This is a genomic window from Pseudorhodoplanes sp. (genome assembly GCF_035565795.1).
Lineage (GTDB): Bacteria > Pseudomonadota > Alphaproteobacteria > Rhizobiales > Xanthobacteraceae > Pseudorhodoplanes.
Genome location: NZ_DATMRV010000134.1, coordinates 1 through 11,856, shown reverse-complemented (window position 1 = coordinate 11,856; position 11,856 = coordinate 1). Strand labels below are relative to the sequence as shown.

Sequence of the window (11,856 nt, the reverse complement as noted above, 5' to 3'; positions counted from 1 at the left end):
TGTTGGAGTCTCTTTATCTGCGCGCTGATCGCGGGTTGCGTGAGGTTCAGTGCCTCGGCCGCCTTTGTGAAACTGCCGGCCTCTTGAATGACGACGAACGAGCGCAGGAGTTCGATTGGAATATTCTGAACTTCATGGCGGCGTTGCATCTTTGTCCCGGTCTCGCGATGCGCAAACGGTGAGGGGTTGATCGTCTCTACGCACTGCCTGGAACGTAAGACTGACAAACGGCCTGTCAGGAACCGCTGACTAACCAGGACAAAAACCAAGGGCGCCCCGTCGCACTGGGATGGTCGGCCTTAAACGAAAGCCACAACCATCACTTGCAACGTGATCGCAATCTACACAACCAAGTTCCCCGATTCGCTTCTTTTGAATACTTACAAGGGCGCGCGCCGAGGCAAACAAAAACGATATTTTATTCAGAATACTGACTGATCATTTCGTATAAGACATATACAATACCAGCACACTTTTGAATTGTGCATAAATTTTCAAAATAAATGCTGCCCAAAAATGTCTTCGCTCTCGCGTTGAGCAGCGAATTTTTCGTCACCACGCTCGTGCGCGAGAGAGTGGCGTGATCCGGAGCGACGTGATCCGGTTTCGGTCTTTCAGCAGCACACCGAATCGAAAGCCGTAGAATGTAAAGGTCTGACCAACATCAGGGATCGACCGCGCCTCGTGAATCACCAAGCCTGCGATGGTCGTCGCCTGCTCGTCCGGAAGGTTCCATTCCATCGCGCGGTTGAGATCCCGGATCGGCACGCTGCCTTCGACATGCACCGACCCGTCCGGCTGCGGCCAAACACCCGGCAGACTGACATCATGCTCATCCGTGATGTCGCCTACGATCTCCTCGATGATGTCCTCGAGCGTCACGAGCCCCATGACCTCGCCGTACTCATCGACGACCAGCGCCAGCGGGGTCTTGCGGCGGCGGAACGCCTTGAGTTGCTCGGTGAGCGGCCGCACCGTCGGCACGAACCACGGCGGACGCGCGAGCGATACGACATCGATCTTCGACAGATTGCCGCCCGCTTCCTGAATCGCAACCAGGAGATCTCGCACGTGCAGAATGCCGACAAAATTATCCGGGGTCCGGCTCCACAGCGGAATCCGGGTAACCGGCACGTCGAGTACCGCCTTGAGGACGTGATCCGAAGAGTCGTCGGCGCAGACCGTTATCATTTCGGTGCGATGGATCATCACATCCCTCACCTGCAATTCGCGCAGATCGAGGACGCCGCCCATCATGTCACGGTCGTGCTTCTCGACGCTGCCGTCGCGATGCAGGAGATCCACCGTGCCGCGCAGTTCCTCATGGGCGGAGAGAACCGGCTGTGCCGCTCCTACCCGCATTCCGAAGATCGACAGCAACCATCGCACCAGCCGCTCAATCCAGATCAGGATCGGACCGAGGATGTGCACGACCCACCGGATCGGCCGCGCCACCAGCAGCGCGCCGCGCTCTGGCGCATTGATCGCAATGGTTTTCGGCAGCACCTCGGTGAAGATCACGATCATGGCGGTCATCACCAAGGTCGCGTAGACCACGCCGACCTCGCCGAACCAGGCGAGCATGAGTCCGGTGGCCAGCGACGACGCTGCGATATTGACCGCGTTGTTGCCGAGAAGGATGCCGCCGATCAGCCGTTCACGCGCCTCGGTGAGGCGGTTGACGATCGCCGCGTTGCGGTTTCCGGACTTCTCCATCCGCAACATGCGAGCGCGGGAAAACGCGGTCAGCGCCGTCTCGCTGCTCGAAAAGAAAAATGAGAGCGCGAGGCAAATCAGAATCGCCAGGAGTGCAAGCCAGTCTTGTGCGTCCATCAATCAGGCGAGTTGACCGGTGAGAAATTCGCGGACATCGGCGACATCGATATCTGGGGCGATGAAGCTTTTTCCGATGCCGCGCGCCAGAATGAACGTCAGACGGCCCCGCTTGACCTTCTTGTCCTGACCGATGAGTTCGATCAGGCGATCCGCATCGGGCCGCTCGCCCGGAATCTCTGCAATCCGGGTCGGCAAACCGACGGCCGCGAGATGGCGCACCACCCGCTCGGCATCGGCCGGCGAGCAGAGCCCCCGGCGCGCCGAGAACGCGAATGCGAGCACCATGCCGATCGAAATGGCCTCGCCATGATAGAGACGATCGGAGAAACCGGCCGCCGCTTCCAGCGCATGTCCGAATGTGTGGCCGAGATTGAGCAAAGCGCGGTCGCCCGTCTCGCGCTCGTCACGCGCAACGATGTCCGCCTTCATCCGGCAGCTCACCGCGATCGCATGTTCGCGCGCTGCCGTGCCCGCGAACACATCGCGCCAGTTGGCTTCAAGCCATGCGAAGAAATCGGCGTCGCTGATCAAGCCGTATTTCGCCACCTCGGCATAACCGGCGCGCATAATGCGTTCCGGCAGCGTGTCGAGAAGCGCGGTGTCCGCCAGCACGAGAACCGGCTGGTGAAACGCGCCTATCAGATTCTTACCGTGACGCGAATTGATTGCAGTCTTGCCGCCGACGGAGGAATCGACCTGCGCCAGCAGCGTCGTCGGCACCTGCACGTAATCGACGCCGCGCCGCACCGTGGAAGCTGCGAAGCCGGCGAGATCGCCGATGACACCACCGCCCAGCGCAACCACAAGATCGCCGCGCTCGATGCGCGCGGCAACGATGTCCTCGCACACGCGCTCGAACACCGCGTAGCATTTTGACGCCTCGCCGGCGGGAATGATGATGCGGCTAGCCTCGATACCCGCCTGTGCAAACGACGCCTCAGCCTGCGCCAGATGCTGCTTTGCGACGTTGTCGTCCGTCACGATGGCGACGCGCGCGCCGGGGCGCAGGGCCGCCACACGCGCGCCAAGGCCCGCCAGCAGGCTGCGCCCGATGACAATGTCATAGGCGCGGCCGGCAAGAGCCACATCGACAGTGATCGGATCGCCGGGACGAAGCTGCACCGTCATGCCCCAACGCTCCGCGCAACGGACAGTTTGCCCGCCAGGGCCTCGATCATCTCGTCCACGATAACCTCATGCGATACGTCCCGGGATTCGACCGTCAGGTCGGCCAGGGCATAGACCGGATAGCGCTCGTCGATCAGCCGCTTCAACGTCGCTTCGGGATCGGCCGTCCGCAGAAGAGGACGGTCGTTGCGGCGCTTGATCCGCCGCATCAGGACATCGGCATCGGCCTTCAGCCAGATCGAGATGCCATTCTGAGCGATCAGAGCACGCGTCTCTGCATTCATGTAGGCCCCACCCCCGGTCGCCAGCACCTGCGGCCCGCCGTCGAGAAGGCGCGCGATCACCCGCGCTTCGCCGGAACGAAATTCCGGTTCGCCGCGCGTCTCGAAAATCTCCGGAATGGTCATGCCGGCGGCGGCCTCGATCTCGTTATCGGCATCGAGGAACAACACGCCCAGGCGGGCCGCCAGCTTGCGCCCGACCGACGATTTGCCAGCTCCCATCATCCCGACCAGCACCAACGAGCGCCTGCCGAGCGCGTCCACGATTTCGGCTTCCACGGTTCCGGAAGCGTTATGGACGAGAGTATGGGACATGCGGCCGGCGGGCTCCTTGGGCTGCGCCCGGCACTATACCATGACCGGAGGATTGCAAGGCCCGCGACCGGCCTTGTTCCCGTCCGCTTGCGGGCTCATCCTTGTCACGGCGGCGCGAACATGGTGGTACTCGCGCTTCCTTACCCGTTCATTGAACCGCTGGTCAGCGAGCCCCGGATCGAGCATGCCGAGCCTGTTCCGCTTCCTTGCCGCCGTTGCGATCGTCGTCGGACTGATCTACGGGGGCATGCTCGCGCTCGCGGTTCTGGTGAAGCCTCAGTCCCGCGAGATCAGCGTGACGGTCCCGCAGGACCGGTTCAGCAAGCAACGTTAGCGGGCGGCTCGGCATGCCCAGCAAGGCGACCGGATCGGGCCACAAGCAGATCGGTCTGTTTCTCGACATGCTCGCGGCCGAGCGCGGTGCGCGTCCCAATACACTGGCGGCCTACCGCTCCGATCTCGACGACTTCTCTGATTACCTGGCCACGACCGCCACAAACCTTTCGGACGCAACCAGCGACGACATTCGGGGCTATCTGAGCGATCTCGCACGACGCGGGCTGCAGCCGTCGTCAGTCGCGCGCAAATTGTCCGCAGTGCGCCAGCTCTACCGCTTCCTCTACGCCGAACGATATCGCGGCGACGATCCGGCGGCAATTCTGGAAGGACCAAAGCGCGGGCACTCACTGCCCAAAACGCTGTCGGTCGCGGAGGTCGAACGCCTGATCGTCACAGCGCGTGCACAGGCAGACGATGCGGAGCTCAGCGCGACCGCGCAGCAACGGGCGGCGCGTCTGCATTGCCTCCTCGAATTGCTCTACGCGACCGGACTTCGCGTCTCCGAACTTGTCGCTCTTCCCGCGTCGGCTGCACGCCGCGACCAGCGCATGCTGATGGTGCGTGGCAAGGGCGGCAAGGAGCGGATGGTTCCGCTGAATGACGCCGCGCGCCAGGCGATGGCCCGGTACCAAAGCCTGCTCAAGGGGACGAAGCACGAGAAGTCCTCCTGGCTATTCCCGTCCTTCGGGCAGGATGGACATCTGACGCGCCAGCATTTCGCCCGCGACCTCAAGGCTCTGGCCGGCGAATGCGGACTGAGACCGGACGCGGTCAGCCCGCACGTCCTGCGCCACGCCTTCGCGAGCCATTTGCTGCAGAACGGCGCCGACCTCCGGGTGGTCCAGACCCTCCTTGGCCATTCGGATATTTCGACGACCCAGATCTACACGCATATCCTGGAGGAACGTCTGAAGAACCTCGTTCGGGACCTGCACCCCCTGAACGACGCGGATGCCCCCGCCGGCCAGAGGCGCTGACTGGGCCAGAGGCCCTGTTGCTTGACTTGCGCCCGCCAAAGGGTCATGTGCGCCCCCGGCCCGGGCGCCCCGCCCGCAATTATCCAAAAGTGATGCGCTCTTATCTCGATTTCGAAAAACCGGTCGCCGAACTCGAAGCCAGGATCGAGGAGTTGCGCGCTGTCCAGGCGGAAGGCGGCGGCGAGGTGCAGGTCGATGAGGAAATCGCCCGGCTGGAATCGAAGGCCGCGGCGACCCTCAAAGACCTCTACGAGGAACTGACGCCCTGGCAGAAGACCCAAGTCGCCCGGCACCCGCAGCGCCCGCACTGCCTCGACTTCATCAGCGCGATCATCGAGGACTTCGTGCCGCTCTCCGGCGACCGCAAGTTCGGCGATGACGATGCGATCGTCGGCGGCTTTGGCCGCTTCCGCGGCGAGAGCGTCTGCGTGATTGGTCACGAGAAGGGATCGACCACCGAAGCCCGGCTGAAGCACAATTTCGGCATGGCCCGGCCCGAAGGCTATCGCAAGGCCGTCCGCCTTATGGACATGGCGGATCGCTTCGACGTCCCGGTGCTCGCGCTTGTCGATACGGCCGGTGCCTATCCGGGGATCGGCGCGGAAGAGCGTGGACAGGCCGAGGCGATCGCCCGCTCGACCGAAGCGTGCCTCAATCTCGGCGTGCCGAATGTGGCCGTGGTTCTGGGCGAAGGCGGCTCCGGCGGTGCGATCGCGATCGCGACCGCGAATCGGGTGCTGATGCTGGAGCACGCGATCTACAGCGTGATCTCACCGGAGGGCGCCGCGTCCATCCTGTGGCACGACACCACCAAGGCGCAGGAAGCGGCGACCAACATGAAGATTACGGCGCAGGACCTGATCCGGTTCGGCATCGTCGACGAGATCATCGCCGAGCCGGTCGGTGGCGCCCATCGCGACCCGCAGGCCGCAATCGCGGCGGCCGCTGACGCCATCGCCGCTTCTTTCGCCGCCTTCAAGGACCTCGACCGCGACACGGTCCGCAAAATGCGGCGCGACAAGTTTCTGGCCATCGGCAGGGCCAAGATTTAGTCGCTCCGGATACCGAAAGGCAATTTTTCGCCGGGGATTGTGCGCCTTTGCCGTACCGGGGTGCGCCCCGCCCCCTTTCGGCCATAATCCCGCCGCCTTGAAGGCCTTGTATTTTGGCGGACTTTACCGGTCGTTCATTGTGGTATGGTCAACCGGATGGAAGCCTTCGGCCCCTTGCGCCGCTCGGGACTGAGGGCTAGCACTCCGTCCCGTGGCCGGGGGACATGGCCGATCTTGGGGGCTAAGGGTTTGACTGTTCGCCCTGTTCTGTTGCGGACGCTGATGGTCTCGGCAGCCCTCATGGGTGCCGTTGCGCTGACGGGCTGCAAGTCCGACGGCAGCCTCCCCTATGCGGCCGGGAAGGCGACAGCGCCGATCCCGCCGAAGCTCCTCGCTGAAATCGGCGACAAGAACATGGACGTCAGCTCGCCGATCCTCGTGCGGGTGTTCAAGTCCGAATCCGAACTCGAAGTCTGGAAGCAGGATCGCACCGGACGTTACGCGCTGCTGAAGACCTACCCGATCTGCAAATGGTCAGGCGATCTCGGTCCGAAGGTCAGGGAAGGCGACCGCCAGGCCCCGGAAGGCTTCTACGACATCACGCCCAGCCAGATGAACCCGAACTCGCAGTTCTATCTGGCCTTCAACATGGGCTATCCGAACGCCTATGACCGCGCGCATGACCGCACCGGCGCGCATCTGATGGTCCACGGCGATTGCTCGTCGCGCGGCTGCTACGCAATGACCGACGAACAGATCCTCGAGATCTTCGCGCTCGGCCGCGAATCCTTCTTTGGCGGGCAGAAGTCGTTCCAGGTTCAGGCGTTTCCGTTCCGCATGACGCCGGCCAACATGGCCAAGCATCGCAACAACCCGAACATGCCGTTCTGGCGCATGCTCAAGGAAGGCTACGATCATTTCGAGGTGACGCGCCTCGAGCCGAAGGTCGATGTCTGCGAGAAGCGCTACGTGTTCAATGCCCAGGGCCGGAACGGCCAGCCGGTGAATTTCAGCCCGCGTGCCGCCTGCCCGGCCTACGAAGTGCCGCAGGAGATCGCATCCGCGGTCTACAGCAAGCAGCGCAGTGACGAACTCCAGATCGCACAGCTGACGGCGCGCGGCACGCCGGTCGCTCCTGTGCGCAGCGGCCGCGACGGCGGCATGCATCCGACCTTTGTTGCGAAGCTTCAGCCACGTGAAGTCGTCGACGAGCGCGGAAACGTGAAGCTTGTCGTCGACCGCAACCCCAGCCCCAGCATCATTGCATCCAGCGCACCTGCCTGGAGCAACAATGACATTCTGACTTCATCGCCCGCCGTCAGCGAAGAGCCGGTCCGCACCGCAAGCGTCCCGCTGCCGCGCGCGGCGCCGCAGGCCCAGACCAGCGTGCGGCCCGCAGCCGAGCCTAGCTTCGCAGAAAAGGTTGGCAACTTCTTCCGGCACGGCACCACCACGCCGGAACCCGCCCCGACCCAGGTCGCCGCGGTCGAAGCCCCGAAGCCGGCCCCTGCGCCGAAGCCGAGCATCAAGCAGCGGGTCCAGAACATGGTCGGACTGCGCGGCTCCAGCTCGCCGCAGCCGGCGGCCGATGCATCGAAACAGGCCGCAGCGCCTCAACCCGCCGCGGCCAAGGTCAAGACTGCGGAAGCACCGGCTAATCCGCCTGCCGCCGCACCGGCGCAATCGGGTGGCTTCATCAGCGGCGCGCAGCCTGCACCCTCCTCCAACAGCTTCGACAGCCGCTGGAGCGCTTTCCGCTAGGTTGGCTCATACCGACGTCGCTTGACGGAGGTCGCGTTGTCCGCTCAGCCGCCGCTCCCATTCGGGCCGACCTTGACTCTGACCTTGGTTGCAATCGGCCCGGTGTCGCCGGTCTCTTCGACATAACTCACCGCGTCGCCGCGCTTCAGCCGGTCGAAACTGCCGACCAGAACCGCGTTGCGGTGGAAGTAGAGCATTCCGCCCTCCTTCGTCATCAGGAAGCCGTGGTCCCGCTCGGGCAGAATGTCCGCGATCTGGCCGAGGAATTCGTTGGATGCCTCGTGATTCAGCCCGGCCGTGTGGTTCGACATCCGTTCCTTGAACGCACTTAACTGACGTTCGGCGATCCGGAACGCTTCGTTGATCGCCTTATGCAAGTCCGGCCGCTGATATTTGCGCAGCAGATGCTCGGGCTCGTGCGAGACAACAATGTCCTTGTGGCCAGGCAGCCCGATCTCGATACGCACCACCGGCGGTATCGATTGTTGCGCATTGTTTGCGCGCTGGTCGACGCGAACACGGCAGGATGTCAGGCGCTTGTAGATATCTTCGAGGCGGGCAACGTGATTTCGGATTTCGTTTTCAGCCCAATCGGAATGCTCGGCATTGTGAAAAGCAATTTCGAGGGGGACTTGCATTTTTTGCACTCGCTGGCTCACTCAACTGACACCAACGCGCGTCCGAGACGATTGGTTTCGGCCGCGCCAACGGCGCATTACCGCAATCGAAAAGGCCGGGCTTCCGCCCGGCCTTGATCATTATCAGATTCCGCTGCGAACCGCGACCGGAGCTTACGCGAACCGGCCGTGGCAGTGCTTGTACTTCTTGCCGGACCCGCAGGGGCAGACTTCGTTGCGCCCGACCTTACCCCAGGTTGCAGGGTTCTTCGGATCGCGGTCGACTTCCCGCTGGGCGCCGTTGCCGCCGGCCATCGCCGGAGAGAGGGTCGCGTCGGAGAATGTCATCTCATCCTCGCCGGTGAACGGGTCGATCTTGTGCGCTTCCATATACGGAAGCTGCTGCTGATCTTCCGGCGGCGCCTGCACGACCTCGACGCGCATGAGTTGCGCCGTTACACCCTCGCGCATGTTGGCGATCAGAGCTTCGAAAAGCTGGAAGGCCTCCGACTTGTACTCGTTCAGCGGATCGCGCTGGCCGTAGCCGCGCAGACCCACCACCTGACGCAGGTGCTCGAGCATCACGAGATGTTCGCGCCAGAGATGATCGAGCGTCTGCAGAAGGATCGACTTCTCGACATAGCGCATGACCTCGGGGCCATATTGCGCGATCTTCGCCGCCATATGCTCGTCGGCGCGCTTGTTGATGCGATCGCGCACTTCCTCTTCGGCGATGCCCTCTTCCTTCGCCCATTCCTGGATCGGCAGGTCGAGATTGAGGATGTGCTTCACCGCGTCCTGCAGATTCGCGGTGTCCCATTGTTCGGGATAAGCATTCTCGGGAATGTGCTTGGCGACCAGTTCATCAATCAGCGCATGGCGCATGTCGGTGACGGTCTCGGCGACATTGTCGTCCTTCATCAGGTCGATGCGCTGATCGAAGATGACCTTGCGCTGATCATTGGCGACGTCGTCGTATTTGAGGATGTTCTTGCGGAGATCGAAGTTGCGCGCCTCGACCTTCTGCTGGGCCTTTTCGAGCGCCTTGTTGATCCAGGGATGGATAATGGCCTCGCCCTCTTTCAGGCCGAGCTTGGTCAGCATTCCATCGAGCTTGTCCGATCCGAAGATGCGCATCAGATCGTCTTCCAGCGACAGGAAGAACTTGGAACGGCCGGGATCGCCCTGACGGCCCGAGCGGCCGCGCAGCTGGTTGTCGATGCGGCGGCTTTCATGGCGTTCGGTGCCGAGCACGAACAGACCGCCGGCGGCCAGCGCCTTCTCCTTCAGCCGCGCCACCTGGTCGCGGATCTCCTGCGCCCGCTTCTCGCGCTCCTCGCCTTCGACCCCGGCGAGTTCCTGCTTGATGCGCATGTCGGCGTTACCGCCGAGCTGAATGTCAGTGCCGCGACCGGCCATGTTGGTGGCGATGGTGATCGCACCCGGAACGCCCGCCTGCGAGACGATATAGGCCTCCTGTTCGTGGTAGCGCGCGTTCAGGATCGCGAACACCTTGGCCTTCTGGGCTCCCTCGTCGCCCGTATAAAGCTTGGCGAAAGCGTTCGGATCGGTGAAGTCGTGCTGCTCCCAGCCCTGCTTGCGCAGCATTTCGGCGAGGATTTCGGACTTCTCGATCGAAGTCGTGCCGACCAGAACCGGCTGGCCTTTCTTCTTGCACTCCTCGAGCAGCGCAATGATCGCCGCGTATTTCTCTGCGTTCGTGCGATAGACCTCGTCATCCTGGTCGTCGCGCTGCATCGGCCGGTTGGTCGGCACTTCGATGACATTGAGGTTGTAAATGTCGAGGAATTCGTCGGCTTCGGTGAGCGCCGTACCGGTCATGCCCGCAAGCTTTTCGTACATGCGGAAATAGTTCTGGAAGGTGATCGAGGCGAGCGTCTGGTTTTCCGGCTGGATCGGCTGATGTTCCTTCGCCTCCAGCGCCTGATGCAAGCCTTCCGAATAGCGGCGGCCCGGCATCATGCGGCCGGTAAATTCGTCGATGATTACCACTTCGCCGTTGCGGACGATGTAGTCCTTGTCGCGCTGGAACAACTTGTGCGCGCGCAGCCCCTGGTTGACGTGATGAACGGTGGAAACGTTTTCGATGTCGTAGAGAGAGCTGCCTTTCAACAGGCCATCGTCACGCAGCCATTGCTCCATCTTCTCCATGCCGCCCTCGGTGAGGGTCACCGTGCGCTGCTTCTCGTCGACCTCGTAGTCGGTCTTGTCGAGGCGCGGGATGTACTTGTCGATGGTGTTGTAGAAATCCGAACGGTCGTCGAGCGGACCCGAAATGATCAGCGGCGTGCGCGCCTCGTCGACCAGGATCGAGTCGACTTCGTCGACGATCGCGAACACGTGCCCGCGCTGGACCATGTCTTCCAGCCGGTATTTCATATTGTCGCGCAGATAGTCGAAGCCGAGTTCGTTATTGGTGCCGTAGGTGATGTCGCACCCGTAGGCCCTCTTGCGCTCCTCGTCGTCGAGACCATGCACGATGATGCCGGTGGTCAATCCGAGGAAGCCGTAGATCTGGCCCATCCACTCGGCGTCGCGCTTGGCGAGGTAGTCGTTGACCGTGACGACATGCACGCCGCGACCGGACAGCGCATTGAGATAGACCGGCAGAGTTGCAACCAGTGTTTTGCCCTCGCCGGTTTTCATTTCGGCGATGCCGCCCTCGTGCAGGATCATGCCGCCGATGAGCTGGACATCGAAATGGCGCTGGCCGAGTACGCGCTTGCCGGCTTCGCGAACCGTGGCGAAAGCGGGGACCAGGATGTCGTCGAGGGTCTTGCCGTCCGCGAGTTGCTTCTTGAAGTCCGCGGTGCGCGCGCGCAGTTCGTCGTCCGTCAGCTTCGAGAGCTCTGCCTCAAGCGCATTGATCGCCTGAACACGCGGCTGGTAGCTCTTGATCCGCCGGTCATTGGCGGAGCCGAACAGCTTGCGGGCGACTGCGCCGAGCATGCGAAATCCTTTTCTTCAGATCGTCTTTGGTCGGACGATGGGAACCGCGGTTCGGTCCAAGGGTTCAACGAGGGTTCAAGACACGAAGTTTTGACACCGCGGAGAACCACCGGCCACCCGACCGCAAATCCGCCCCGGAAAGAATTCCGGCCGCCCGCCCCAATTATAGCCGGATCGTGCGCAAATTCGGGTGCTGCGGCCGGAGATCTTTGGAGAAATAGGAGGGGGTCACACCCTTGTCAATCAGAGCCCGGCCTCCGGTGATTGCGGAAAATTAAGGGGCTTCGGGCATTGCCAAGCCATAGAGCCTGCGTAACTGTCCTCGCGATCGACGCCCAAAGGAAAACCCGATGACTTCATCCCGCTCCTCCCGCTTCCCGTCCGGCTGGCTGCCGGCACTGACGGCGGCCGCGATGTTCGCCCTGAGCGGTCCGCTGGCCTCGCCTGTCCAGGCCCAGGCCGACCCCGTGGTCGCGAAGGTCAATGGCACCGAGATCAAGGAGAGCGATCTGAAGGCGGCCGAGGAGGATATCGGCGCGCAGCTTCCCCCGATGGCCCCGGAGGCCAAGAAGGATTACCT

General features: G+C 62.7%; 10 protein-coding genes and 1 pseudogene. 5 read left to right on the top strand and 6 right to left on the bottom strand.

What is annotated here, in order from left to right:
• From VNZ93_RS12775 to VNZ93_RS12760, 4 genes are all read right to left on the bottom strand, one after another.
• The coding region (locus VNZ93_RS12775) for a LysR family transcriptional regulator (protein ID WP_325705315.1) at positions 1–149 on the bottom strand (149 nt) is incomplete at its 3' end.
• A gap of 403 nt (positions 150–552) precedes the next feature.
• The gene (locus VNZ93_RS12770) at positions 553–1,833 is read right to left on the bottom strand and encodes an HlyC/CorC family transporter (protein ID WP_325705312.1); all 1,281 of its coding nucleotides are present in this window, start codon (positions 1,831–1,833) and stop codon (positions 553–555) included.
• Between the two features lie 3 nt (positions 1,834–1,836).
• A complete protein-coding gene (gene aroB / locus VNZ93_RS12765; RefSeq protein WP_325705309.1) occupies positions 1,837–2,964 on the bottom strand; it encodes a 3-dehydroquinate synthase in 1,128 nt (375 codons plus the stop codon).
• Entirely contained in the window at positions 2,961–3,560 is a 600-nt protein-coding gene (locus VNZ93_RS12760) for a shikimate kinase (RefSeq protein ID WP_325705307.1), read from the bottom strand. Before VNZ93_RS12760 ends, aroB begins: the two co-directional genes overlap by 4 nt.
• 184 nt (positions 3,561–3,744) lie before the next feature.
• On the opposite strand from VNZ93_RS12760, the gene VNZ93_RS12755 reads away from it, so the two are divergent.
• The 4 genes from VNZ93_RS12755 (at position 3,745) to VNZ93_RS12740 (ending at position 7,689) form a co-directional block, all read left to right on the top strand.
• A complete protein-coding gene (locus VNZ93_RS12755) occupies positions 3,745–3,894 on the top strand; it encodes a histidine kinase (protein WP_325705304.1) in 150 nt (49 codons plus the stop codon).
• Positions 3,895–3,907: 13 nt separating this feature from the next.
• On the top strand, positions 3,908–4,876 hold the full coding sequence (xerD, locus tag VNZ93_RS12750) for a site-specific tyrosine recombinase XerD (protein WP_325705301.1): 969 nt from the start codon (positions 3,908–3,910) through the stop codon (positions 4,874–4,876).
• Between the two features lie 92 nt (positions 4,877–4,968).
• A complete protein-coding gene (locus tag VNZ93_RS12745) occupies positions 4,969–5,928 on the top strand; it encodes an acetyl-CoA carboxylase carboxyltransferase subunit alpha (protein ID WP_325705298.1) in 960 nt (319 codons plus the stop codon).
• A 282-nt stretch (positions 5,929–6,210) separates the two neighbouring features.
• Positions 6,211–7,689 (top strand): L,D-transpeptidase family protein, encoded by a 1,479-nt coding sequence (locus VNZ93_RS12740; RefSeq protein WP_414710062.1) that lies wholly within the window; start codon positions 6,211–6,213, stop codon positions 7,687–7,689.
• A 44-nt stretch (positions 7,690–7,733) separates the two neighbouring features.
• Here VNZ93_RS12740 and VNZ93_RS12735 read toward each other — a convergent pair whose 3' ends face one another.
• Both VNZ93_RS12735 and secA read right to left on the bottom strand, forming a co-directional pair.
• Entirely contained in the window at positions 7,734–8,327 is a 594-nt protein-coding gene (locus VNZ93_RS12735) for an HPF/RaiA family ribosome-associated protein (RefSeq protein WP_325705293.1), read from the bottom strand.
• 153 nt (positions 8,328–8,480) lie between these two features.
• Positions 8,481–11,276, bottom strand: a complete 2,796-nt coding sequence (secA, locus tag VNZ93_RS12730; protein ID WP_325705290.1) for a preprotein translocase subunit SecA — start codon at positions 11,274–11,276, stop codon at positions 8,481–8,483.
• 350 nt (positions 11,277–11,626) lie between these two features.
• Here secA and VNZ93_RS12725 point away from each other — a divergent pair.
• Positions 11,627–11,856: pseudogene (locus VNZ93_RS12725) on the top strand (peptidylprolyl isomerase); the annotation flags it as partial.